Origin of the sequence: Paenibacillus thermotolerans (genome assembly GCF_028745515.1) — a bacterium.
Taxonomy (GTDB): Bacteria; Bacillota; Bacilli; order Paenibacillales; family YIM-B00363; genus Paenibacillus_AE; species Paenibacillus_AE thermotolerans.
The window spans coordinates 1-25,996 of sequence record NZ_JAQZSG010000029.1 but is presented as its reverse complement, the minus strand read 5'-3'; the positions used below and the strand labels follow the sequence as shown (position 1 = coordinate 25,996).

Here is a 25,996-nt window from a genome sequence, read left to right as displayed (position 1 = left end):
AGGGGGCGAGCGAATGGATAAAAAAGTAAGCATAGAGCGGTCGAGCGTGAAATTTAATGCGGGAGCGGGTTTGCAGAAAATACGGAAGCTTCTGTTCGGCATCGGCGAGAACGACGGGTTCATATTTAAAACCGTCGTATACCTGCTCTTGATCGGGATCGGGTTCGTGTATTTGTATCCGGTGCTGTTCATGCTCGTGAACAGCTTCATGAGCTTGGACGATCTCGTGAACGCGATGGTGAAATGGATTCCTACGACGCTGTACTTGGAGAACTATGAAAAAGCGATCGTCGTGCTGAAGTACGGCAGTACGCTTATGAAGACGCTGGCTGCGGCGGGCATTCCCGCCGTTCTGCAGACGGTCGCCTGCGGCGTGATCGGCTACGGCTTTGCAAGATTCGAGTTTCCGTTCAAAAAGACGTTCTTCGTGCTGATGCTGGCGACGTTCGTCATTCCTCCGCAAATTACGATGATGCCGACGTATTTGATGTTCAAAAATTACGGCTTGCTCGGCTCCTTGGAGACGTTCATTTACCCGGCATTACTGGGTCAAGGGATGAAGAGCGCATTGTTTATTTTGATCTATTACCAGTTTTTCCGCAGGCTGCCGCAGGCTCTGGTAGAGGCGGCGGAGCTCGACGGGGCGGGGCATCTCAAAATTTTTTACAAGATTGCGGTTCCGACCGCAGGGCCGGCCATCATCATCGTCTTCTTGTTTTCTTTCGTATGGTACTGGAACGAAACGTACTTAGCCGGCTTGTATTTCGGCAATTCGTTTACGATGCTGCCGCTTGAGCTGCAGCAATTCGTGGACAGCTACGAGAAAGCGTTCCCGCAGCAGGGTCAGGCGAGCAAGATCAACGAAGGCATCAAGCTGGCGGGCACGATGCTTACGATCGCTCCGCTGCTGGTCGTTTATTTCGTTCTGCAGCGTTGGTTTGTCGAGGGAATCGACCGTTCCGGCATTACCGGGGAGTGACGGCTTTATGCTTAGGAGGGCGCTGCGCGTGCGAAAGCAAGTTGTTGTGAGTGCGGGATTGTTGAGTGCGGTCGTTTTACTACATCTATTATTAGCGGGGTGCGCAATGGGGAACAAGACGAATAGCGGGGAACAGGTAAAAATGACGGCGGATAACGGCTGGAAATTAGTATGGAACGACGAGTTTGACGGCGGGGAAATCGACCGGAGCAAGTGGGATTACGACATCGGCGGACACGGCTTCGGGAATAACGAGTCGCAGTATTATACGACGGAGAAGCGAAACGCCTATATCGAGGACGGCAAGCTCGTCATCCAGGCGATTGAAGAGGAGTACGGCGGCAAGCCGTATTCGTCCGCGAAGCTGATTACGCGCGGCAAGGCGGATTGGACGTACGGCCGCTTCGAGTTCCGCGCCAAGCTGCCCGAGGGGCAAGGCATTTGGCCGGCGATTTGGATGATGCCGACGGATATGCAGAAGTACGGCGGCTGGCCGACCTGCGGTGAAATCGACATTATGGAGATGGTCGGGCACGAGCCGAACAAGGTGTACGGAACGCTGCATATGGGCAATCCGCATTACTATTTCGGCGGCAATTACACGCTCAAAGAAGGCAAATTTTCCGACGACTTCCACGTGTTCGCGCTCGATTGGACGCCGGAGGAGATGCGCTGGTATATCGACGGCGAAATGTATTACAGCACGAGCGATTGGTATACGAGGAAGAACGAGTCGTCCGAGAAGGAGCCGTTCCCCGCGCCGTTCGACCGGGCGTTCTATTTGCAGCTGAACTTGGCGGTAGGGGGCAATTGGCCGGGATATCCGAACGATTCGACCGTGTTCCCCCAAACGTTCGAGCTGGATTATGTACGGGTGTACCAACCGGAGGACGGCGATTACACGAAGAAGTAGGCGCGTTGGGTCGCGGAAGGGGACGGTTCTATGAAATATCAGGTGTTCGGCGCGAACGAATGGCTGTACCCGGATAGCGTTGTTGAGGAGGGCGGGCGCCGGTCAATCGAGCTGGCGTCTGCTAGAGGAAGCTATGCGGCGTGCCAAGTGCTGTTGAATGAGGTGCCGGCGGGAATACCGATCGAGTGCAAGTTTGTCGGGGGCGGGCTGCCGGAGCCTGAATTGTACCAGTTGACCGATATTTTCGTCGAGCAAAATACGGGTCCGGTAAGCCACCTGGTGAAGGAAGGCGAATCGGCGGAGGCGTATGCGACGCGGAAGGCGCCGTTCCGGGTGTACGATGCGTTAAAACCGTTCGCGGAGGGCGTCGTGACACGGGCGGAGACGGATGCGCTGTATGTTTGCTGGCGGATCGAGGAGCGGCTCGTTCCCGGCACATATGGCGGGACGTTGACGATGAAAGTCGGCGAGCAAGAATGCGTCATTCCGGTGACCGTTGAAGTGTTCTCGGCTGTTGTGCCCGCGCAGGGGACGCTGTCCATCGTCAATTGGTTCCTATTGGACCGGATGGCTACGAGATATGGCCTCGAGCTTTGGTCCGAAGAGCACTGGGCGAACATCCGCAAATACGGCGAGCTGATGAGACGGGGGCGCCAGACGCACTTTTGGGTGCCGCCGAACGTTACGGTCGATGTGACGGAAACGTCGGAGGGCGTGTACGGCTTTACTTTTGATCGTGCCAAACGATTGATTCGCTTGTTTTTTGATTTGGGCTTCACCCATATCGAAGGCGGATTGATTGCCGGAAGGAACGATTTTTGGGATTCGACCTTCGTCATCTGGCTGAAGGACAAGACGCTGAAGGCAATTTCCGCAGAGGGCTATGCGTATATTGCTCAGTATTTGAAGGCTTGGAGGGCGTTTCTGGAGAAGAACGGCTGGCTGGACCGTCTTGTGCAGCACGTCGCCGACGAGCCGACCGAGAACAGCGTTCAGGAATACCGCATATTATCGGGGATGGTGCGCAAGTTTATGCCGGGCATCCCGATCATCGAGGCGGTCGAGACGTATGATATAGCGGGTGCCGTCGATATATTGGTTCCGAAGAACTCTTATTATCAGGACCAACGGGACGAATTCGAGAAGCTGCGGTCGATCGGCGACAGGCTGTGGTTTTACACGTGCTGCTTCCCGGGCGGCCATTATATGAACCGGCTGTGGGACATGCCGCTGCTTCGCACCCGGTATTTGCACTGGGGCAATTACAAGTACGATCTGGAGGGCTATCTGCATTGGGGCTTCAACTGGTGCGATGAGGACAAGGATCCGTTCAATCAGACCGAGCTGTTTTTCCCGCCGGGCGATACGCATATTTCGTACCCCGGCCCGAACGGCCCGTGGGGCAGTATGAGGCTGGAGGCGATGCGGGCGGGGATCGAGGATTACGAGCTGCTGAAGCAGCTCGCGGCAAAGGATAGGCCGTTAGCCGATGAGATTGCCGCCTCCTGCTTCGTCAGCTTCAATGAGGCGAATCAGGATCCGGAGCATTTTGCCGCCGCACACCGCAGGCTGCTTCATGCGGTATCGGAATTAGCGGAAGCGTAACAAAAGGTACGGCATTGGACTGTAAGTTGAAGGTTCAATGCCGTTTTTCATCGGGGAGGTTAGGTTATGAGCCTTTTTAAAACGAGATGCGTTCATTCACTCGTGAAGGTATTTGCGGATGCGGATTTGGCGGCTCCATCGTATGTACGGGGTACTGCGCTGTTGGGGGAACATTTTTCATTCCAGGTTGCGTATTGGTCTGATGTGAATCGGAAACAGATCCGGGTGACGGCGGAATCGGGGCTGCCCGGCGGCATCTCGCTGCGGAGCGTTGGTTTGGCGCCTTCGGAGCTGCCGAATTACGGCGATCATGACGATTACTTGCTGCGTATGACGCCGGGGTTGTACCCCGATCCGCTGTTTCCGCCGGAGGACGGTACGGTGCACTTGCTGCCCGGACAGTGGCGGTCCTTGTGGGTGGATGTGTATGCGGACAATGCGGCCGCCGCCGGTTTGCATGAGATTCTCATTCGGTTTACGGATGAAACGGGCAAGGAGCTTGGCGGGGAAACGTTCGTGCTCGAGGTGATCGGGGCGCGATTGCCCGAGCAAAAGCTCATTCGCACCGAATGGTTTTATTTGGATTGTTTGGCGACTTGGTATGGGGTCGAGACGTTCTCGGAAGAGCACTGGGATTTGATTGACGCTTATGTGACTCATTATGTCGAGTACGGCATGAATATGATTTTGACCCCGCTGTTTACGCCGCCGCTGGAGATGCTGCCGGGCAACGAACGGCCTACCGTGCAATTGGTGGGGGTGTCGCTCGTTGAGAACGGCGGGGGCTATGCTTTTGATTTTTCGCGTCTTGAGCGGTGGATTGAGCTGTGCCGGCGGAAAGGCGTACAGTATTTCGAATTCTCGCATTTGTATACGCAGTGGGGAGCTAAGCATGCGCCGAAAATTGTTGCGGAGTGCGGCGGGGAAGAGCGGCGTATATTCGGCTGGGAAAGCGCGGCGTCTGGAGAGGCTTATGTCGGCTTTTTGAGGGAATTTGTGCCTGCTTTGTTAGAGGTTATTCGTTCTTGCGGGTTGGAGAGCCGCTCGTATTTTCATATTTCCGACGAGCCGCATATTAACGATCTTGAGCATTACCGGAGCGCGAGCGAGCTGATGCGGTCTTTATTGGGAGACGATTATCCGATTATCGATGCGCTGTCGGACTACGAATTTTACAAGACCGGCCTGCTGTCGCATCCGGTTTGCTCTACCGAGCATATCCATACGTTTATTGATCATGGCGTGAACAACCTGTGGGCGTATTATTGCTGCTGCGAATATCGCGACGGTTTGTCCAATCGGTTTTTTAACATGCCGTCATTGCGGACTCGCGTGATCGGGCTGCAGCTGTATAAATATGACATTGCCGGGTTTTTGCATTGGGGCTACAACCATTGGTATTCGCAGAAGTCTTTGAAGCGGATTAATCCGTACTTGGTGACGGATGCGGATCACGGCTTTCCGTCCGGCGATGCGTTCCTCGTATACCCGGGGGAGGACGGGCGTCCGGTCGGCTCGATTCGCGCGGCGCTGCTGCGGGAGGCGATGCAGGACGTGCGGGCGCTGCAGCTGCTTGAGGAGCTGGTCGGCAGGGAGCGGACGCTTGCGGTGTTGGAGGAAGGGTTGATCGAGCCGCTTACTTTTACGCGCTATGAGAAGGACGAGATGTGGCTGCTTGGCTTGCGGGAGAGAGTGAACCGGATGATTCAAGCGGCTTTGTCGTCTTCAGAGGAGAAAGGAGCTTTGTCATGCTGAAGTCGGCGGAGTGGCGGGAGACGATGCTTGTTCATCCGGTGCAGAGCTGCGGGCCGATTCCGACCGTTGCCGACGAGGACGGCATTTACCCGTACCCGAGCTTTGCGGAGACGGCGCGCAGGCCGCAGCTTCGGTCGCTGCGGATGATCTCTGTCGAGAACGAATGGATGAAGGTGACCGTTTGTCCGGATTTGGGCGGGAAGGTGCAATCGATTTTCGACAAGGCGTGCGGGAAGGAAGTGCTGTTCGACTCGGGCACGGTGCGTCCGGTGCGGATTTTGCCGCGCATGGCGTTCATCAGCGGCGGCATCGAGGTCAGCTTTCCGATCGCGCATACGCCGGTGCAGCTCGAAGCCGTCCATGCGTCCGTGGAGCGGATCGGGGATCGGCTCTATGTGTGGTGCGGGGAGCGGGAAATCCGGTACGGCATGCACTGGACGGTGGAGTATTCGCTCGGCGAGGACGATTGGTATTTGACGCAGCGGACGTTGTTTGTAAATCCCGGTTTTTCGGGGACACACGCGTGGATGTCGTGGTCCAATGCGGCGCTGCCGGCGCGGCCCGATTCGCTGTTCCACTTTCCTTCCGGCCGGGTGCTTCGGCATGCGGATGTGCTGGAGGAGGTCGCGTGGGAGCGGGAGCGGGAATACCGGCTTTCGGATTTTGACCGGATGCAAGGATTTTTCTGGAGGTCCGCGGACTGTAACGCCTTCGGGATGTTTACGCCGAGCTTAGGAAGCGGGCTGTACCATATCGCCGAACCGGCGGAGGCGCCGGGGATCAAGCTATGGCTCTACGGGCTGGGCCGGCATGAGGAGTGGGCGTGGGCGACAGCCGCGCGGCGGGAGAGCTACGCGGAAATTCAGGCAGGCCCGCTGCTGGAGCAGGCGGACAATAACACGCTTGCGCCGGGTGAGCGGCATATGCATACGGAATTTTGGATTCCGAGCGGAAGGCCGCTTGATATTGCCGCGCTGCGGCTTCCGAAGCCGAAGCTGGTCGCTGGGGAGCGCATTCCGCTATTCGGCTGGGCGCCGCGGGAGAGTTTGGCCGTTTGGATACGGCTGGAGGAAGCGTATGCGGCCGGTGATCCCGAGGAGCTTGCGGTGCTTGAGGCACCCTCGGTCGAGGATTGCAACTGGCCGCCGTCCGGGATGGAACGGCTCGGAGATGCGCTGCAATGGGCGGAGCGTGTTTGGGTCGAGAGCGGCAACGAGAGCGAGCGGCTGTTGTGGCGCTACTATTACGGCGTCTGGCTGGCTGGGCGCGGAGAGCTTGAGGCGGCCATCGGCGTGCTGGAAACGGTAGACGCCGATTGGAGCTTCGCACTGTTAGGCCGGTTGTACCGGGCGGTGAGAGGAGATCATGAGGCGTCTTTGGCCGCGTATCGGCGTATTCGGTCGGCTGCGTGGAGCCTTCACCCGCAAGTGTTTGCGGAGCGGGATGTGACGCTGAGCTTTTTTGGCGCCGCCGCGTTCGCGGAACGGGCGGACTGGTTCGAGCGGGTGGCGTCGCTGCAGGACGATGTACTGGCGGAGCGGCGGGCATACTTCCTGTTCGAGAAAGGGGATGTGCTCGAAGCGAAGGCGCTGCTGGAGCGGACCCCGTTCGAGAAGGTGCATCAGCGGTACGCGCGCTCCGGGCTGTGGCGGCGCATTGCCGACGCGCTTGGCGATGCAGGTGCGCAGGGCGATGCGGATGGTACCGCTGTCGTTCCGGCCCATTTGGGCGAGGACGATCTGGCCGTATACGGGGCGTATCGAGTGACAGACGCGAAACAGGCGCATGAGTAAATGCACATGCGCCTCAGTTTGCTTTGCACTGGTATTGTTTTGCAACCGTTGAGACTACTCCTGTAACGGCATACCTTTTTCGTCAAAAAAAGCAACATTTCGGAAAATAACGCGATCAAGCTTCTCTAATTGCTGGACTCAACAGAACGGTGGATGAGCTAACTTCTCCGATCATGAATCCCGTGGACTCGATTATGAAATCCGGTGTTCACTCATTATGGCAAAAGTCTACTCACAAAGTGCAGTCGTTTTTCTATAATCTCGTTGTTTTTTGCGTCAATTTTTCCGTTATGGCAAACCACTGTTCATAACTTGTTGCGCTCGCTGCAATTTATGGACATACTTTTTCCATAATTTCAGAAACCTTGTTCCATTCGCCAAATTTATAGCATTTGCACAACATGTTGTAAACACACTTTTGCCATAATGATAATCCATGACTTCAATTCCCAACAATAAAAAGGGAGGGCGGCGATGACACGACGATAAGAATCATCGCCCTTGCAGCATCTCGCCTTTGATCCTGCGACATTCCCGCTTCCCGATCGAAACTCTCGCCACGTAAGGACTTATCAAATCAGCCAACTTGGATTAACGTCTTGAAATACGGTCCCAGCCGCTTTCCAAATTCTTGATTGGCAGTAGCAAATACGATGGTGCGGTGAGCATCGGGACTAGAGAACGGTACCGTTATCAAGTCCGGTTCTCCAAGTCGTTTAGCGGTAGACTCAGGAAGCACTGTAATACCGGCTTTCGCGGCCACCATACCTGCAATGAATCCTCCAAAGCCTACCTCGTTCGTAATCGTCGGCTCACACCCATGCTGCCTCATTGCATTGATAACCCATCTTCGAATACCGCAGCCCGAAGGGTACAAAATAAGCTGTTGTCCGTCTAAATCAAGAGGTTGAACGGATTGAAACTTAGTAAACGGATGCTCCTTGTGCACTACGGTAACAAACGGTTCTTCAAACAAGACTTTCGTAAAAAAAAGATGATTCTCAGGGGCCATTTCCGCTAAAATTCCATCCAAACTGCCCAACTTCAAACTTTCCCAAAGTTCATCCGATGTCTGCATGATTCGAACCTGGCAATCCGTTCCGCTTAATTTCATAGCCAATACGCGATCCGGTAAATACGAAGCGGCCAAGCTTGGGAGTGAACCTATGACGTACTTTGCAGGCTCCCGGTACACGCGAAGTTCATTTCGTATGGATTCAAATTCGGCTAATAAGTCAGTAACTCGGTTAATCAAATGCATTCCTGCTTCAGTAGGGGTAACCCCGCTTGATGTCCGCTTAAGGAGTTGAACACCATAAAAAGCTTCAAGACTCCGAATCTGTTTGCCAAGAGCCGTGTGAGAGATATGAAGCATCTCGCTTGCCTTTGAAATACTGCCAAGTCTTGCGGCTTCAATTAATGCCTCCAAGTCCTGAAATCGCATGATGGACAACCCCTTAACATGAACCAGCGTTAACCTGAGTGTACCAAACACAAAAAAAGCAGACAAGAAATGGCTGAAACGTCAGGTTTCAGCCCTGCAACCGATTGATTGTTCATCCTCATTGGTGTTGGTGATAAGCTACGGATCAATGAGAGAGGGGATGAATGAAATGAGAGTAAGCGTATTAGGGACAGGAAGAATGGGAAAAGGCCTAGTAAGTGTTTTAAGCAAACAAATGCCTTTATTATGGGGGTCGCGAACGCCTGAAAAAGCGAAAAAAATAATTCGGGAGAACGGTATTGAAAATACGAAGGCCGTTTCGTACGATGAGGCCCTTGCTTCAGATGTTATTTTTCACACGATGTGGTTTAGGGATCTGATTCCATGGGCCGAAGCAAATCGAGAACAGCTAACCGGTAAAATCGTTATCGACCCGGCGAATCCGTTCACGGCGGACTTTTCCGATTTTGAGCTTCCATGGGGAATGTCGGCAGCAGAAGAGCTTCAGCGTGTATTGCCGGAATCTAACATTGTAGGGGCGTTTAAAAATACGTACTTTAAAGTATTGGAGCAGCCTGTCCATAACGGTTTAATGAGCGATGTATATGTAACAAGCGACTATGAGGATGCCAAACGTATTGTTATTAACTTATTCGATCGGTTGCCTTTCCGGGTCATCGATGGAGGGGCGTTAGCCAATAATCGGACAATCGAACGGATGACGCTCTTCGAGCGGGAGGTGGCGCTGCGCGAGGGTCATTACCCGTATGTGTCATTCCGCCTGTTCGGTTCGGAACAATAATATAGATCTTATTGTAATGGAATAGAGGAGTGAACATATGGAGGAAGTCTCTCTGCAACAACCTAGGGAAACTGTAAAGGATATTTTTAAGAAAATGAAGACGAATGCGCGTTCACCGCTGAAGGTTGTCCCGCGGAATGCTTTGTTCGGCTTTATCGGAGGATTTATGAGTATCGGCACATTAGCCTTGTTGACCGGATGGACTTCCTCATTATGGCTTATGGCGCCCTTCGGAGCCAGCTGCGTGCTCGCATTCGGCGTTTGGGACGCTCCGTTGTCGCAACCCAGAAATATAGTGGGCGGCCATCTAGTATCCACTTTTGTCGGACTATTCATGTATCATGTATTCGGACAAGCCGCTTGGGTTCTTGCGCTTGCTGTCGGACTCTCGATATTGGCCACGATGCTGACGAAGACAACCCATCCGCCGGCGGGGGCGGACCCGATCGTTGTTATTTTGGCGGGAAGCGGGTGGATATTTCTTATTGCGCCTGTTTTGCTGGGATCGATCTTGATCGTGCTAATAGCTCTGATCGTGAACAATTTAGATGTGAAAAGAAAGTATCCGACCTTTTGGATATAGCCCTAAATGGAGATAGGGGGAGAGTATGCACTTACTAGCATATCTATTCATGTGTCTGGTGTTTGGAACAACGTTTATGGCCATAAAAATCGGTCTGAACGAAGGGGTGCCGCCGCTGTGGATGGCCGCTTTGCGATTTTTAATAGCGAGTCTTGCCATTCTCGCATACCTTTCCATTCGAGGAGCGGCGTTTCCAAACAGTTTGAAGACGTATGCCAACATTGCGTTTCTTGGATTGTTGATGACGACAATTCCGTTTGCGGCGCTCAAGCAATGATGTAACACCTGACGATATATGCTGCTCTCCCCAAAATTCATCGGCGCCGGCCTTTGTCGCGATCTTCAGCAGACTCAAAGTACTCCAATGGGTCGGACTCCTGCTTTCACTGATTGGATTGGGCCTAGTTTTGTTCCCCGATATTAACGGTCTATCTGGTGGGGGACAGAGCTTTTGGGCTAACATATTTATTCTCCTTAGCGAATTCGGGTTCGCCTATGGGGCGGTTCGATCAAAGAAAGTGCTGGGGGGCAGCATGTCGCCGTCGTTGTTTAACGGCTTGCAAATGGGGTTCGCCAGCGGGTTCTTATTGCTGCTTTCATTGCTTTTGGAGCACGGCAGTATTTCTTTACATCAGTCGTTCGCAGCATGGACAAGCATTATTTATCTCGGCATCGTCGCCTCCATACTGGCATCCAACGTCTATTATTGGTTAATCCGCGAGTCGGATGCGTTATTTCCAAGCACATGGACGATCATAAGCCCAATCATTGCCTCTATGGCCGGCGTAATGTTCTTGGGTGAACGGTTTACTATGTACGTTCTTATAGGAGCTTTGTTTTCGATTACCGGGCTGCTAATCATGAACGCTAATATGTTTCGCGGCGTCTATGGCCGATCGTCGTTGGCTCGGAGGGCTGAAGAGTTATAGTTAAACCGACGATGTTCAAATCATTCGATAGGGCGGTTGATGGGATGAAGATAAGTAAAAGCAATGCCGAACATTATACATGGGGAGAACGATGTGACGGGTGGCATTTAGTGAAACACCAGGGTTTAAGCATTATTCATGAAAGAATGCCGGCCAATACCTCGGAAGTTAAACATTATCATCAGGACGCACGGCAATTTTTCTTTGTCTTATCGGGTATCGCAACGATGGAGGTAGATGGCGAGGAGGTTATTTTACATGAACAAGAGGGAATAGAAATTCCTCCTTTCGTCGGGCACCAAATGTTTAACAAGACGAATCATCCTATTGAGTTTTTGGTGATTTCTCACCCGAATAGCAGAGGGGATAGAGTTGTAATGGGTTAGGTAATTAACGATTTGGATCGCCTGGGCAGGATTCCTCGATATAGCGAGGTGACAAACACTCTGGAACTTGTTCGTACTTTCCGGTGTAAACGCCCCGTGGCCGCCGGGAGTTAACGGAACGAAATGTCCGCTAAAAACCGCCTCATCCCTAAAAGCTGCGACTTAACGGAACAAGGTGTCCGCTAATCGCCCGAAAACGGCCAATTGCCGGCGATTCAAGCGAATTAGCGGACATTCGGTTCCGCTAATAGGCCCTTTTACCCGGTTTCGACAAAATTAGCGGACATCCGGTTCCGTTAGCACCGAAGCGATTCGCGTCAGTTTTGGAAGCGGCGGTAACCGGCGATACCGGCAGGACTGGCGATACCGGCAGCATCGGCAGTATCGGAAGCACCGACAGTACAGCCAAAAATCGGACTTTTCATACCTGGTGGTGTCCGCAAGGACATGAGAGTTTTTGGTGCTAACTCGGTCATGCGGCGGGCTTGAGGTAGGGTTAGTACCAACTTTTGGTGCTAACAGTCTCAGGCTGATGCGATCGGGTTAACGCCACATTTCGGTGCTAACCCGATTCATCGTCGTTGTGCTAGTTCAGCGTGCTCGGCCACAGGACGATCGAGCCGCGGTCGCGCTCCGCGCCGCGATCGAGCAAGGCGGCCATATCCGCCGAATCGACCGCCTTACGGCCGTTCCACGTATCGATCACGATGCGCTTCAAGCCTTGGCGGCGCAGCAAGCGGCGGAACACCGGCACCAAGCCGTCGACCGGTTCGTTGTCGTCGGAGAGGCGCACGATGTGCTTGCCGTTCGACTCGAACCAATACACCGGCCGGCTGCCGCGCAGAATGAGCTGATTGCCGCTCTTGCGGGCAAACTTCGCTTGAGGATGCTCCGGCCAAGGCAGCGCAATGCCGTAAGGATTCGCAGGATCGACGGCATTGACGATGATCAGCTCGTCATCGGCAAGCTGCAGACCCTGCGAATCCCCGGCGTCTTTGCGCAGGGCGTCGACCGCATCGTGCTCCATGAATTGCAGCGCAGCGGCGCCTTCTATAAACAAGCCGCGCGTAAGCATGCCCCATTCCTCCAGACGCTTCAGCACCGGAAGCAGCTCTTCCCACGAATAGGGGGCGTACTGCGCGACGATGTCTTTCGTCAGCATGCCGTGGCAGTGCAGCAGCTGCTTCGCCCAAGCGAGCGCACACTCCTCGGCGGGCACATGATTCGGGGAGCGGTCAATCGCGTACCATCGGCCGAGCCCCGATCCGAGCTTCGGATTCAGCTTGCCCTTGGCCAGCAAATAGTTGCGGATCGGGGCGAAGCTGTCGTTCGCGACGCGGCCTTCCCAGACGAGGTCGACCAGCTTCGGCAGCAGCTCCGACGGCGGGAGGCCCGAGTCGGACGACAGGCGCGTCAAGAATGACGCGCCGCGCTCTTGCAGCAGCGCAAGCAGCTCCGGCTGGGCGGTCTCCCCCGAAGCAGCAGGAAGACCGCCGAGCAGCGCCGTATTCTCCGCGAAGAAGAAAGCGATCCGGCCCTCCTTCTCTCCGGCGGAACGCTGACCGACCCATACGACTTCGCCGGATGAACACAAGTAGTCGAGGTCTTCCTTGCGGTAGCCGGGAATCCGGGCAGGGAAGACGATGCTTTCCCAATGTGACACGGGTAAAAACAGCCCTTGAAGCAACTCGAGCACTCTCCTCAGCTCGGGTGAAGGTGTGGCCGAGCCCGAGCCCGCCTCCGCAGCCATACCGTGCCGCGCGAGCAGCCGCCGCGTCCAACGGTCCGCGCGGACGGGCGCCCCGGCTTCGCGTATGGCCGACAACGACAGCCGCACGATGCGGGAGGACACCTTGGCGCTGGACCACAGCGTCGTCTCCCCCGGCTCCGCGAACGGAGCGGGGACGATCCGCTGCTCGCTCCTCCACCGGCGCATCTGCTCCTCCGCGAAGTCCTCGCTCAGCGCATACCGCTCCTGGAGCTCTTGCCGCGTGAACGCAATCTGCCGGTCGATCCACCGCAGCAGCACAAAAGCCGCCGCCGTCCCGTCGTCCGGAAACCGCGCGTACGTATCCGTCTCGTCGCTGACGATCCAGCGCTCCTCGCCGGCGATGACTACCGGCGAGATTCGGCCGGCGGCAGCCATCTCCGCGACCCAGCCGGCGGCAGCGTCGCCGCCCCAAGCGGCGATTTGCCGCATGGTCAGGTCGCCGCGCCGCTTCAGCAGCGCGATCAGATCGTCCGCCTTCCCGCCGTCCACGCCGGCTTGCTCGAGCCGCTTCCGCTCCGCCTCCACGACGGCAGGCTCAATGCCGCCCCGAGGCACGGCGCCGAACACGCCGCCCGCCAGCTCGCGGCTGACGCTCAGCAGCTGGCGCTGTAAATCTTCGCTCGGCGCATCTCCTTCATAGATCATCTGCCCGACATAATCCATCGTAAACTGCGCCGCGAGCGGGGAAGGGACGTCGCTTTCCGTCACGACAACGGAAATATCCCCCGCATGCAAACGAACAAGCACCGACTCCAAATTTGCCGCATCCAGGTGCTCGTTCAGACATTCGTCGAGCGCGGCCTGAAACAACGGAAACTCTCCGGCAAAAGGCAGCGACTCCCGCAGCAGCTCCTCGCCCCGGATGCGCTTCTGCCATGAGGGGACTCGCGCGAAGCCGCGCTGCAGCAGCAGCGCCGTCTCCGCCATGCGGCGAAACGACATCGCAAACATCGCGGCCCCCGGCGTCGCCTCGATCAGTGCGGCTCTCGCTTTGTCCGCCGTCACATTCCATAACCGATGAATCCAAGACGACTCCCACTCCTGAAAAATGATCTCAATCCCGTTATCCTTCGCATTCCCGTAAGGGACATAAGGGAGAAACGCCGACCACTCGTGCTGCAGCGCAATCAGCCAAGCTTGGTTCACTCGCCGCCCCCAATAATTGTGGATCACGAGATGCGCTTGGTTCGTTATGTCCCGAAACACCTCAGCAACGATCGTCCGGCGGGTGGGCATTCGGGAAACCGTATTTTGTCTGCGGACAAGGTCGACGATTTCCTCGGCCGCAACGGCGTCCAAGCCGTAATCGTCCCTCAGCCACTCGAACGTGAACTCATCCGGCGCTTCGGCCTCGATCCTCATCTGAAGAAGCTCGACAAACCGCCCGATTTCCTCCCCGAGGGCGAAGGAGCGGCCGCCGTTATCCCCCCGCCAAAACGGGATCTCGCTGAACCGGTTCCGCGCCTCTCCAACGACAACACGGTCGTGTTTGATCTCCTTGATCATCCAAGAGTGAGCGCCGAGCTGAAACACGTCGCCGACTCTCGATTCGTGCACGAATTCCTCCTCCAAATCGCCGAGCTGGATGCGGGTGTCGGCATGGTACACGGGATAGTTCGCGCTGGACGGAATCGTCCCGGTGCCCATTAACGCCGCCATCCGCGTATTGCTGCGTGCTCTCATGACTCCCGCTGCGCGATCCCAATCCAGAAGAGGGCGAACAAAAGGATAATAGCCCGACAGCATGCCGAGCAGCCGTTCCAGCTTCTCCCGCGGCACCTCATGATAAACGGCGCTGCGGCGAAGGAGCGCTTCAAGATGCCCAAGGTCAACAGCCTGCCCCGGCACGGAAGCCGCATATGCGGTCAGCTGCTGGCACAGCACATCCTGCGGCGCGTCCGGCAGCCGGATCGTCTCGATGTCCCGCGTCCGGATTTGCCGCGACAGCACCGCGGTCTCCGGCAGCTGGCTCCGTCCGCGCACGATGATGCGGCCGACGCTGACGTCGCCGACGCCGTGCCCGGCCCGCCCGATCCGCTGAATGCCGGAGGCGGCGCTGCCGGGCGAGTCGATCTGCAGCACGACGCCGATATGCCCGACGTCGATGCCGAGCTCGAGCGACGAGGTGGCCACCAGGCACCGCAGCTCGCCCGCCTTGAGCAGCCGCTCCGCCTCAAGCCGCCGCTCCCGCGATACGCTCCCGTGATGGGCGCGCGCAAACCCGTCGCCGTACCGGTCGTTGAGCCGCAGCACAAGCCGCTCGCTCATTCGACGGTTATTGACGAAAATTAACCCTGTACGAGCGTTCCCGAGCAGCTGCATAATGCGTTCGGTCAGCGACTGCCAGACGGCGTCGCGGTCCTTCCCCGGAACCGTCGGGTCGGGCATCGTGACTTTCACGTCGAACGTTTTGTCCATAGCGCTTTCCACGATCACGGTCTTCCGCGGCTCACCGGCATCGTTCCAGCCCGCAAGAAACAACGCGGCCGTCTCGAGCGGCTTCTGCGTGGCGGAAACCCCGATCCGCTGCGGTCCCGAATCGCCCGTACCGCCGATACCTCGGTCCTCGGCACACAGCTCGCTCAGCCGCTCCAGCGAGAGACTTAGATGCGCTCCCCGCTTATCGGGCGCCAAATCGTGAATTTCATCCACGATCACATGGGTGACCGTGCGCAAAATCGCCCTGCTCTTCTCGGACAGCAGCAGTAAATAAAGCGACTCCGGCGTCGTCACGAGCAGGTCGGGCGGGCGCTTCAGCATCGAAGCCCGCGTGCTCTGCGGCGTATCGCCCGTCCGCACCGCCGTCGTAATACCGGGCCAATCCCCGCTTGACGCACCGGCAAACGCCGCGCCCGACGCCCCGGCGGATGCCCCGTCCGCTTCCGCGGCGATGTCCTCCAGCATGGAAGCAAACCCGGCAACATGATGATGGATATCGTTGTTCAATGCCTTCAGCGGTGTGATGTAGAGCACACGAACCCCTGCAGGACGGGCGGAATCCCGTCCCCGGAGCTTGTCCTTCACAATCGCATCCAGGCCCGGAAGCAGCGCAGCCAGCGTCTTGCCGGAGCCGGTCGGGGCGGCGATCAGCGTGTGGGCTCCCGAACGAATCGCTTTCCATGCCTGTGTCTGCACATCGGTAGGCTGTCCGAACGAGCGGCGGAACCAGCGCTCGATCACCGGATGGAACGTTTGCAGCATCCATATCTCTCCAATTCGTACACAATCTATTATGCTGATCGTAGATGTTCCGCGCGCCATTTGCAACGGGAACACTCCGGACTGCCATCATTATTTTTTGTAAGGGGGCGGCGGTTTCGGTACAATAGGAGGGAAGTCATGATGAGAAAGGTAGAAGCATTTTATAATGAAAACGGTTCTTGCAACCCTTAATGCGAAATATATCCACATGTCGCTCGCCCTTCGCTATTTGAAGGCGTTCAGCGGCGGCAAATTCGATATCGAAATCGCGGAATATACGATCAAGGATCCGGCGATGAACGTGGTGACGGACTTGTTCCGCCGCAATCCCGACGTGATCGGTTTTTCCTGTTACATTTGGAACATCGAAGAGACGATTCCGATTATCCAAATGCTGAAGAAGATTCGTCCGGACATCAAGATCGTGCTCGGCGGTCCGGAAGTGTCCTACGATACGGAATATTGGATGGAGCGCATCCCGGAGGCCGATTTTATCGTGGTCGGCGAAGGGGAGGAGACGTTCGATCATTTGCTGCAGGAGCTGTCGCCGGAGGGCGGCGGCAAATTTCATCTGGTGTTCGGCCTTGCGTACCGGGATAAAGAAGGGAAAACCGTCATCATGCCCGGACGTCCGAAGCTGAAGCTCGACGATATTCCGTCGCCGCATTACTTCTCTGAGGACACGGCCTCGCTGCCGACGCGGGTCGTCTATTTCGAAACGAGCAGAGGCTGCCCGTTTTCTTGTCAGTTCTGTTTATCCAGCATTGAGGTAGGGGTTCGGTATTTCGATATCGAGCGTTCGAAGCGGGATTTGCTGCATTTGATCCGCTCCGGGGCGAAGCTCATTAAGTTCGTAGACCGGACGTTCAATATTAAACGGGATTATGCGATGGACATTTTTCAATTTCTGATTGAAAATCACGGCGGCTGCACGTTCCAGTTCGAAATTACCGCCGACATCATGCGGCCGGAGGTGCTCGATTATTTGTCGGAGCACGCGCCGCCGGGCATTTTCCGCTTTGAAATCGGCGTGCAGTCGACGAACGAAGAGACGAATGAAATCATTCAGCGCAGGCAAAATTTCACGAAGCTCACGCGCACGGTGACGAAAATCAAAGAGAGCGGCAAAATCGACCAGCATCTCGATTTAATCGCCGGACTGCCCGAGGAAAATTACGAATCGTTCCGGACAACGTTTAACGACGTGTTCGCGTTACGGCCCGAGGAGCTGCAATTGGGCTTTCTGAAAATGCTGCGGGGAACCGGGGTGCGAGCGAGAGCGGCGGACCACGGCTATATTTACATGGACCGGGCGCCTTACGAAATTTTGGGCAACGACGTGCTGCCGTTCAGCGACATCGTCCGCATCAAGCAGGTCGAGGACGTGCTCGAAAAATATTGGAACGCGCACCGGATGAACGAGACCGTTCAATATTTGATCGAGCGCGAGTTTCCGTCGGCGTTCGACTTCTTTCAGGAGTTCGGAGCGTATTGGGAGGAACGGGGCTGGGAGCGGATCGGGCATCAGCTGGAGGATTTGTTTACGCGGCTTCGGCAGTTTTTGGCGGCGCGGGGAACACAAGCTCCCGATGCTGTCGAAGGCCTGATGAAATACGATTATTTCAAGCAGCATAAGTATAAACCGCGCAAAATTTGGTGGGACATGCTCCTGTCCGAAGAGGAGCATTCCGGTTGGATGCGCCGCTTGGCCGAAGAGCCGGGAATCGTTTCGCCGGCGTTCGCCGCGCTGGGACTGGCCGAACGGGAGCTCCGCAAGCAGGTGATGCTGGAGAAGGTTCCGTTCGATTTGGATGCGGCGCTTCGTACCGGCGTGCTCGACCGGTCGAGGGAGACGCTGCTCATAGCGCGGTTTGCGCCGGATGCCGGCACATACGCGGAAATGTATACTTTGGCAATGGAAAGGGCCGTCGTCTCCTGACGAACGGCCCTTTTCTTACGCCATGATGTGCATCGCTTGGTTTGCGTAAGAGGGAAGCTTGACGGTGACGGTCGTGCCCTGATTCGCGGCGCTCGTAATTTGCATTTCGCCGTTGTGCTGCTGAACGATTCGATTGCACAGCGTCAGGCCGAGGCCGATGCCGTTCGTCTTCGTCGAATAAAACAGCTCGCCGAGCTTCTGGACGATGTTCTCGGGCATCCCTTTGCCGTTGTCCTGAATGGAGAGCAGGACGCTGTCATCTTCCGCGTGCTCCTCCAGGGAAATGGACACGACACCGTCCTCCTCCAGCGAATCCAGCGAATTCCGGATCAAGTGGAGCACGAGCTGGGCGAGCCGTTCCGCATCGCCGTAAACGGACAAGCCTTCTCTTGTGTAATCGAAGCGGATTTCCGTCCTTTGCAGGGCTGCATGGGAGCTTGCCGATTCGATGGATTCCCGGATGCAATCGACCAATTTCACTTCCTGCAGCTGTAGCTCGTATGGCTTTGAAACGACCAGCAGCTCCCGGATGACGAAATCGATCTGGTCGAGCTCGCGCCGCATCGTCTCGTAATGGTTCGGATCCAGCTTGCTTCTGCTGAGCTGGAGAAACCCTTTGAGCGTCGTAAGCGGATTGCGGATTTCGTGGGCGATGCCTTCCACCGTATTGCCGATCACGTCCATGCGGTCCGCTTTGCGTGTGAGCTCCTGCATCTTTTTGCGCTCCGTAATGTCGATAAAGGTGACCACCGCGCCTTGTACGCGGCCGTTTTCGATCATGGGGCTGCAAATGTATTCTACGGAGAGCGGTGGATCATTTTTACGGTATAGGGGTGCGTCCAGCTGATGGCGGAGAACGCCGTCGCGCAGCGTACGTTCGATCGGGCAGTTAACGGGGACGCTGTCGTCGTTCCCCTGCGCATTGACCGCCGCATATTTCGAAAACAGCAGCCGGATATGCTTCCCCACGAGCTCGTCCTGCTTGTATCCGGTAATTCGTACCGCGGCCGGATTGGCGAACGTGACGTATCCGGCATGGTCCAAGCCGCAAATGCCGTCGCCGGACGCCTCGAGAATCGATTCGTAATGATTTTTGAAGAAGTCGCGCTCCTGCTCCAGCTGCGTGCGGTCGACGAACGGGGCGACGTCGTCGTAAAAGCAGTACCGGTTTTTCCCTTGCCGCTTCGCCACGAACAGCGCCTCCTCGGCTTGCTGGATGAGCGTGGACAAGTCGTTCGCCGGGCCGCTGACGCCGATCGACACGGTAAGCTTGCCGTACGGCTGCTTGTCCCCTCCGGAGAAGGAAGTTTTCTCGATGTCGGAACGGACCCATTCCGCGATCGAACAAGCCGTCTCCTTGGAGTCCACCGGAAGCGCGGCTATAAATTCTTCGCCGCCGTATCGGGCGACGAAGCCTCTGCTGCCGATCGACTGCTTGACGGCGAGTCCGAAATGAGTGAGCAGGCCGTCGCCGATAATGTGACCGTTGGAGTCGTTGTAATGCTTGAAATAGTCGATGTCGATCATCAGCAAGAAAATCGGCTGCTGCGCAGCCAGCGCGGCAGCCCGTTCGTGGAAGAAGCGAATATTGGGAAGTCCGGTCTTGGAGTCGTAGTTGGCGAGCTTTTCGTACTCTTTTTTGATGAAGCGGTTTCGGTTCGCATCGTTAAATACCCACGTCATAATGATGACGGATATGTTGCCGAACGCCGACATGATCAGGGCGGTTTCCGTCCATTCGCGCAGCGGCAAATCAGTGAAAACGATTCCACTGACCCAGAAACCGATAAGATAAAGATTCGAAGAAACGAGGATGTCGATCCACCGGTATACCGTATATTCCGAAACGGCGGATTTATTGTGAAACAGCGCGCCGAAAAAGACAGGAAGCACGATCGTGCTGAAGCTGGCCTCAGGGGCGGCGTCTCCTCCCAGAGCAAGGCGGTAGACGATCGGCAGCAAGCAGGCCGTTAATCCGGCCTTCCATCCTTTAGCATAGGCATATAACAAAAGAGGAATGAAGCGCAGGTCAAAATATAAATGATCTCTCTCGAAGGTTTGCATCATGACAAGCACGGACAACAAGCCGACGGAAAGCGACGAAATCCATTCCTTACCTAACACGGGCCTATCGGCGATAATATCTCTGGCTTTCAGCCAGATGAGGGTGATAGCGACGTAAAACGCTAAATCTACTATTAAAGTAGCTATCACATGACAAAATCCTCTCGTTGTGAGTTGGTAACTCCATTGTAAACGGTAGGACGGGTCTAGTAAATGAAACATCCTATCTTTTTCTGGAAAAAAACAAAACACACAACCGGCTGCCGACGCGGGCGGCCGATTATGTGTTTTAACGTGTAATGTGCGAAAAAGGTTACGGGACGAGGCTTCTCAGCACGGTTGCGTTTCCGGTTAAAGCATACTGCCCGAGATTCGCCGGGAGCAAATAGCAATCGCCCGGTTTCAAGGCGGCTTCTCCTTCCGCCCAGCGGATCGAACCGCTGCCTTCGCAGCAAATTAAAATTTGGAAGCTGTCGGGAGTCGTCGAGAGGCTCCATTCGCCGTGAGCGCGGCCCTTCTCCACCTTGAAGTAGGGGGAGGAGGCGAGCTCGAGCCACTCGTTATCGCCGGCCAGCTCGGTCGTTCCGCGCGAAGCGCCGGATCCGTCGTACGCGATCACGTTAAGCGAATCCTCGATATGCAGCTCCCGCGGCTTTCCGTCGAGTCCCGGACGGTTGTAATCGTAAAGCCGGTACGTCGTGTCGGAGTTTTGCTGAATTTCGGCCACTAGCACTCCCGCGCCCAGGGCATGGACTGTGCCTGCCGGAATGTAGAATGTGTCTCCGGCGCGGACCGGAACCTCCTGCAAGCAATCCAAGATGCGGTCTTGTTCTATAGCCGCAGCCAGTTTTTCCCGGTCAACCCCTTCACGGAGGCCGTAAATGATGTTCGCGCCCGGTTTGGCGTCCAGTACGTACCACATTTCGGTTTTGCCCAGCTCACCGGGGCCTAGCCGCTCATAATCGTCGTTCGGATGCACCTGCACCGACAAATCGTCGCTGCAGTCCAGCAGCTTGATCAGCAGCGGAAACCGGCCAGTCTTCGGCGAAATGCCGCGCGTGCCGAACCACTCCGTGCCGAGCCGTTCGCGGATTGCGTCCAAGCTTTCGCCGGCCAGCGGCCCGTTCGCGGCGACGGTCGTGCCGTTCGGATGCTCGCCGATCATCCATGCCTCTCCGATGTTTCCTTCCGGCATCTGAAAGCCGAAGCGTTCTAACTCTCTCGCGCCCCAGACGCGTTCTTTAAATTCAGGGCGAAACTGCAACGGGTACGGCTGTAAAGACATGATTGATGATTCCTCCCACAAGCGATCTGTTTTTAGTTTAAAATGTTACAGCCATTAGCCGCGTTTTTCAACCGCAATCACATACGGCGGGGCGTTGCGCTGGTTCATGAACCGATACTGCAGCGATTGATAACGGTCCTGCGGCAGAGCGGCGGCCCAATTGGCCACAGCCTCGGCTTCTTCGCCGCCTCCGGGGTGACCGGGGTAAACGACTGCCGTAATGACGCCGCCGGGGCGAAGCGTTCCGATCGCCGCCGTTAACGCGGTGATTGTCGTATCGGCGGCCGTGACGGTCCCGTGGTCGCCGCCGGGCAAATAGCCGAGATTGAACATGACGGCCGCAACCGAGCCGTGCACCTGCGGGGGGAGCAGCTCGCTCAAGCGCGCGTGGTCGGCCTGCCACAACGTAAAGCGGCTTTCCTCGATCCCTCCGGATTGCAGCCGTGCGCGCGTGTTTGCGACCGCTTCCGGTTGAATATCGGTGCCGTATACATGCCCTGCGACGCCTGTGAGGCGGCAAAGGAAAAGCGTATCATGGCCGTTGCCGATCGTTGCGTCGACGGCCGTGTCGCCGGGGCACAGACGCTCCTTCACAAGCTGATGCGCGAATGAAATGATCGATAGAAATCCGATGGTTATTCACCTTCCCCGCCAAAACTTGCCTTGCCACGTATCCCGCCGAAGCAGCTCGGCGTCGATCGCGTTAAGCACTTCCCATTTGCGCAGACTCCACATCGGGCCGATCAGCAGCTCGCGCGGCGCATCGCCCGTCACCCGATGGACGATCATTTCCGGCGGGAGCTTCTCGAGCGTGTCGACGACGAGCCCGACGTACTCGTCCTTCTCCAGGAAACGAACCAAGCCGGCTTCGTATTGCTTCACCATGGGCGTCTTTTTCATCAGGTGGAGGAGATGGATCTTAATGCCTTGCACATCCATTTGCCCTGCGGCTTGGCCGGTTTCGAGCATCATCTCGTGCGTCTCCTGCGGCAAGCCGTAAATGATGTGGGTGCACACCCGGATGCCGTGCTTCCGCAGCTTATCCACGGCTTTATAGTACGTCTCCGTGTCGTGCGCGCGGTTTACGAGCTCCGAGGTGCGTTCGTGAATCGTCTGGAGTCCCATCTCCACCCACAAATAGGTGCGCTCGTTCAATTCCGCCAAATACTCTACGACATCGTCGGGCAGGCAATCGGGACGCGTGGCGATGGAGAGGCCGACGACGCCCGGCTGCTCCAGAATCGGCTCAAAGCATTCCTTGAGCTCTCCGACAGGTGCGTACGTGTTGGTATAAGCTTGAAAGTATCCGATATATCGGGCGTTCGGCCATTTCTGATGCTGTCTGTCGCGCACTTCGTTAAACTGGGTCACCAGATCGTGCCGCCGGCTCCCGGCGAAGTCGCCCGAGCCGCGCGCGCTGCAGAACGTGCAGCCGCCGATCGCAATGCGGCCGTCGCGGTTCGGGCATGTGAAGCCGGCGTCCAGCATGACCTTGAACACCTTCGTCCCGAACTGCTCGCGCATCTCGTAATTCCATGTATGAAACCGCTTGTCGCCCCAAAGGAGGGGCTGTGCGGCTGACGTTTCGGTAATTTGCGCCATTTTAGCTGATTGCTCCTTCGTATTGATGCAAAAAATCGTTGCTATCATTGTACCCAAATTGAAAGCGGAAGGGTAGGTTTGCGCTTGAATCGGAATAAAGGGCCTCCGGGGCCTGCCGGGCTGGGGATGTTTGGCTTGGCATTTTGGGCATACTGGGCATAGGCAAGCCGTGCCTAAAACATACAAAAAAAGCGTTTTCAAACTTGACAAACCTAACATGTCGTGTTAAATTGTAAATGTGTTGCAGCAACGAAAAAACCTAATTCCTACCAGTATTTTTTCAGTTCGTGCGGGGGCTTTGAGAACGACGCTTGCTTGCGTCCCCGAATTATGCCAAGAAGAGGTGAACGGACATGAAAGAAGCTCTTGCGGTGCCGCGCGGCGACGAGAAGGTCACGATCGAGTTGACGGTGAAGGAAGCGATCGCTTTGACGGGCGTTCGGTTTAACGAGCAGCCGGAATTGCTGACGAACGCGAAGAAGAAGCTGAAGCAGTCGGTCGATACTAAGGTTTTGGAGCACTGAATATATAGGATGGCGGTCGAACCTCCCCGCGCGGGGGGTTCTTTTGTTTTGTCTTGCTTTACGGTTTCCGTTTGGGCACAATATACATGGCTGATTTTTGGAGACAAGCGGGAAAGGATTATAGAAGATGACGAGATTAAGAAGAAGAACGGGAACGAAAGAACTGCTGCATACATTGGAAAATTTGGTCGTCATGCAGCCGAAGAAGCTGCGCGGAAGATGGAGCGAAGCGTTCGGCAACGACCGGCCGATTCATGTGGAGCTCGGGATGGGCAAGGGGCGGTTTATTAGCCAGATGAGCCTGCAGCATCCGCATATTAATTTTATCGGGATCGATATGTACGACGAGCTGATCCGCAAAGGCAGCGAGAAGGCGGAAGAGGCTCGAAGCGAGCATGAGGCGGCCGGGGGAGAGACGACAGACAATTTGCGTCTCGCGCTCGGGAACATCGAATATATCGAGGAAATGTTCGCGCCGGGCGAGATCGAGCGCATCTATTTGAACTTCAGCGATCCTTGGCCGAAGACGAGGCATGCGCACCGCCGGCTGACGTATATGACGTTCCTTCAGAAATATAAGGAAATTTTGAATCGCGACGGCGAAATCCATATGAAGACCGATTCGCGTTCGCTGTTCGAGTTTTCGCTGAACTCGTTCGCGGAGATGGAGATGATGGTGCGCAACATCTCCCTCGATATGCACGGGGCCGGACCCGTGCCGAACAATGTGATGACCGAGTATGAGATGAAGTTTGCAAGTCAAGGCATTAACATTCATCGGGTCGAGGTCATCGTAGGGGAGCGCGCCGTGGAGCGCCGGAAAGCGGAGCTTGCCGAGCTGCGGGAGCGGCGCGGGAAGCAGGCGCAGGAGCGTGCGCGGGCGGCTCTTGCGGCGGCGCGGTCGGGCGAGGATGCAGACGCGGGGGTCGGCGCCGGTGCGGATGATGCGCCTGCAATGGCGGCGGATGCTCGTGATCGTGCGTTTGCGAACGCGGCGAGAGCTGGGGCTGCGCACGCGGACGCGGAGCTGGCGGAGGAGCTGGCGCCGCCTCGCAAGGGCATCGGTGCGGGGGCCGGTGCGCGGAAGCGGGCCGGCAGCATTTTGCGCGTTGACGGCTCGCCGTCGCGGCGTTAGTTGGCGTTCCACTTAGGCTGCGAGTCCGCCCACTTGTAGCCGACGATCCGCTTGTTGCTTTTCATGGGCTCGAGGTTCCCATCTTGAACGAGCCGGCGCAGCCAATAGACGGCCGTTCGGCGGTTAATGCCGAACTCCGCGGCGACGTCCGCCGGCTTAATCATGCGCGGATGCTTGTCGGCGAGCAGCTTGACGGCCGTCTTGCGGTAAGACCATATATCGCCGATTTCCAGCGGCAGTTGGCCGGTTGCGGTTGCATAACACCGGCCTATTGCTTGCATAAGCTGCCTTCGGCACAGCATCGGCTTCTTCTGGATCATATTAGCCGTAAACCGCAAAAGCAGATAACCTCCCGAGAGGATAAGATCGTTCTGCCGTTCCTGATGGTCGTCGAATTCTTCATCGGATATATGGGTCACGTGCCAAGTACGGCCGTCGATTTCGATGATGATTTTGATCGGACCTTTGCAATATAGAAAGTCGGCGAACCGGTTCCCGTCCCTATAATCTTTGAAAGGGAATTGCGGCTCCAATCCGCTAAAATCATAATTCATCTCCGGACCGAACACCTCGCTCAGAAACATGACTTCGATATGGTTCATTTTGAATCGTTTTTTCCCCGTTCGGCGGGCTTCCGCCTATACCTTCTCGATAAACCTTGCTACGGCAGCGTGCATTTTTTTATCCTCCTTGCTTTTTCAAATAAAAAAAGCACACATCTCTAAGGCTCACGCCCGAAATGTGTGCTTCACTATGTCCCATTATAGTGCGGACTCGCCTATCTGTCCACCATGTTCCAATTATAGAAGTAATGTGTCTATAATCTGTTGCGGTTTGGTCATAATTTCGGGGAATTTTCTTTTGTGGAGGTGGTTTTGGCAATAGTGTGTTCAAAACATGTCGTCACCACTACCGAATATGAACACACTTTTTCCGTAATGTCAGATACGGAGGTGATTTCGGCGAAATTATGGAAAACGAACGACACTTTTTAAACACACTCTTGCCATAATAATGCGCAAGGGAAGATATGACGTGATTTCACCGACTCTCGCCATCCCTTTCTCGAACATGNTTATGGAAAACGAACGACACTTTTTAAACACACTCTTGCCATAATAATGCGCAAGGGAAGATATGACGTGATTTCACCGACTCTCGCCATCCCTTTCTCGAACATGGAAAAGGTATGTCCATAATCTGTTGCGGTTTGGTCATAAATCCGGAGTAATTTCCGTTGCTGGAGGTCGTTTTGGCAATGGCGTGTTCAGAACCTGTTGTCTCCA

At 55.9% G+C, this 25,996-nt stretch carries 21 protein-coding genes; 13 read left to right on the top strand and 8 right to left on the bottom strand.

Annotated features, from left to right (window positions below):
• Positions 1–13 precede the first annotated feature (13 nt).
• From PT964_RS20160 to PT964_RS20140, 5 genes are all read left to right on the top strand, one after another.
• Positions 14–979, top strand: coding sequence for a carbohydrate ABC transporter permease (locus PT964_RS20160; RefSeq protein ID WP_274365155.1), 966 nt, complete (start codon positions 14–16; stop codon positions 977–979).
• A gap of 28 nt (positions 980–1,007) precedes the next feature.
• Positions 1,008–1,892: a glycoside hydrolase family 16 protein gene (locus PT964_RS20155; RefSeq protein WP_274365154.1), complete on the top strand. Its 885-nt coding sequence runs from the start codon at positions 1,008–1,010 to the stop codon at positions 1,890–1,892.
• A gap of 30 nt (positions 1,893–1,922) precedes the next feature.
• On the top strand, positions 1,923–3,497 hold the full coding sequence (locus tag PT964_RS20150; protein WP_274365153.1) for a DUF4091 domain-containing protein: 1,575 nt from the start codon (positions 1,923–1,925) through the stop codon (positions 3,495–3,497).
• A gap of 66 nt (positions 3,498–3,563) precedes the next feature.
• The gene (locus tag PT964_RS20145) at positions 3,564–5,252 is read left to right on the top strand and encodes a glycoside hydrolase domain-containing protein (protein ID WP_274365152.1); all 1,689 of its coding nucleotides are present in this window, start codon (positions 3,564–3,566) and stop codon (positions 5,250–5,252) included.
• Positions 5,165–7,045, top strand: coding sequence for a DUF5107 domain-containing protein (locus tag PT964_RS20140; protein ID WP_274365151.1), 1,881 nt, complete (start codon positions 5,165–5,167; stop codon positions 7,043–7,045). The genes PT964_RS20145 and PT964_RS20140 overlap by 88 nt, the downstream gene beginning before the upstream one ends.
• 577 nt (positions 7,046–7,622) lie before the next feature.
• Here PT964_RS20140 and PT964_RS20135 read toward each other — a convergent pair.
• Positions 7,623–8,489: a LysR family transcriptional regulator gene (locus PT964_RS20135; protein ID WP_274365150.1), complete on the bottom strand. Its 867-nt coding sequence runs from the start codon at positions 8,487–8,489 to the stop codon at positions 7,623–7,625.
• Between the two features lie 169 nt (positions 8,490–8,658).
• On the opposite strand from PT964_RS20135, the gene PT964_RS20130 reads away from it, so the two are divergent.
• The 5 genes from PT964_RS20130 (at position 8,659) to PT964_RS20110 (ending at position 11,189) form a co-directional block, all read left to right on the top strand.
• Positions 8,659–9,291 carry an NADPH-dependent F420 reductase gene (locus tag PT964_RS20130; RefSeq protein ID WP_274365149.1) on the top strand — a complete coding sequence of 211 codons (633 nt, stop codon included), beginning with the start codon at positions 8,659–8,661 and terminating at the stop codon, positions 9,289–9,291.
• Between the two features lie 37 nt (positions 9,292–9,328).
• Complete coding sequence (locus tag PT964_RS20125; RefSeq protein WP_274365148.1) at positions 9,329–9,874, top strand: HPP family protein; 546 nt, start codon at positions 9,329–9,331, stop codon at positions 9,872–9,874.
• 25 nt (positions 9,875–9,899) lie between these two features.
• Positions 9,900–10,151: an EamA family transporter gene (locus PT964_RS20120; protein WP_274365147.1), complete on the top strand. Its 252-nt coding sequence runs from the start codon at positions 9,900–9,902 to the stop codon at positions 10,149–10,151.
• Between the two features lie 256 nt (positions 10,152–10,407).
• Positions 10,408–10,803, top strand: a complete 396-nt coding sequence (locus tag PT964_RS26605) for an EamA family transporter (RefSeq protein WP_425262772.1) — start codon at positions 10,408–10,410, stop codon at positions 10,801–10,803.
• A 44-nt stretch (positions 10,804–10,847) separates the two neighbouring features.
• Positions 10,848–11,189, top strand: coding sequence for a cupin domain-containing protein (locus tag PT964_RS20110; protein ID WP_274365145.1), 342 nt, complete (start codon positions 10,848–10,850; stop codon positions 11,187–11,189).
• A gap of 586 nt (positions 11,190–11,775) precedes the next feature.
• Here the strand turns inward: PT964_RS20110 and PT964_RS20105 are convergent.
• Positions 11,776–16,161: a DEAD/DEAH box helicase gene (locus PT964_RS20105; protein WP_274365144.1), complete on the bottom strand. Its 4,386-nt coding sequence runs from the start codon at positions 16,159–16,161 to the stop codon at positions 11,776–11,778.
• 166 nt (positions 16,162–16,327) lie between these two features.
• Between PT964_RS20105 and PT964_RS20100 the strand changes: the two genes are divergently transcribed.
• Positions 16,328–18,100, top strand: coding sequence for a B12-binding domain-containing radical SAM protein (locus PT964_RS20100; RefSeq protein WP_274365143.1), 1,773 nt, complete (start codon positions 16,328–16,330; stop codon positions 18,098–18,100).
• A gap of 15 nt (positions 18,101–18,115) precedes the next feature.
• Here PT964_RS20100 and PT964_RS20095 read toward each other — a convergent pair whose 3' ends face one another.
• The 4 genes from PT964_RS20095 to mnmL all read right to left on the bottom strand — a co-directional run bounded on the left by PT964_RS20095 (position 18,116) and on the right by mnmL (position 23,051).
• Positions 18,116–20,314 (bottom strand): diguanylate cyclase, encoded by a 2,199-nt coding sequence (locus PT964_RS20095; RefSeq protein ID WP_274365142.1) that lies wholly within the window; start codon positions 20,312–20,314, stop codon positions 18,116–18,118.
• Between the two features lie 163 nt (positions 20,315–20,477).
• Positions 20,478–21,449 carry a type I phosphomannose isomerase catalytic subunit gene (locus PT964_RS20090; protein ID WP_274365141.1) on the bottom strand — a complete coding sequence of 324 codons (972 nt, stop codon included), beginning with the start codon at positions 21,447–21,449 and terminating at the stop codon, positions 20,478–20,480.
• Between the two features lie 54 nt (positions 21,450–21,503).
• On the bottom strand, positions 21,504–22,082 hold the full coding sequence (gene mnmM, locus PT964_RS20085; RefSeq protein ID WP_274365184.1) for a tRNA 5-(aminomethyl)-2-thiouridylate-methyltransferase MnmM: 579 nt from the start codon (positions 22,080–22,082) through the stop codon (positions 21,504–21,506).
• Positions 22,083–22,088: 6 nt separating this feature from the next.
• Entirely contained in the window at positions 22,089–23,051 is a 963-nt protein-coding gene (mnmL, locus tag PT964_RS20080; protein ID WP_274365140.1) for a tRNA modification radical SAM protein MnmL/YtqA, read from the bottom strand.
• A 353-nt stretch (positions 23,052–23,404) separates the two neighbouring features.
• Between mnmL and PT964_RS20075 the strand changes: the two genes are divergently transcribed.
• A complete protein-coding gene (locus PT964_RS20075; RefSeq protein WP_274365139.1) occupies positions 23,405–23,575 on the top strand; it encodes a hypothetical protein in 171 nt (56 codons plus the stop codon).
• A 127-nt stretch (positions 23,576–23,702) separates the two neighbouring features.
• The gene (trmB, locus tag PT964_RS20070; RefSeq protein WP_425262771.1) at positions 23,703–24,710 is read left to right on the top strand and encodes a tRNA (guanosine(46)-N7)-methyltransferase TrmB; all 1,008 of its coding nucleotides are present in this window, start codon (positions 23,703–23,705) and stop codon (positions 24,708–24,710) included.
• On the opposite strand, the gene PT964_RS20065 is transcribed toward trmB, so the two are convergent.
• Entirely contained in the window at positions 24,707–25,312 is a 606-nt protein-coding gene (locus PT964_RS20065; RefSeq protein WP_274365138.1) for a hypothetical protein, read from the bottom strand. The genes trmB and PT964_RS20065 overlap by 4 nt on opposite strands.
• A 496-nt stretch (positions 25,313–25,808) precedes the next feature.
• The coding region (locus tag PT964_RS20060; protein WP_274365137.1) for a hypothetical protein at positions 25,809–25,996 on the bottom strand (188 nt) is incomplete at its 5' end.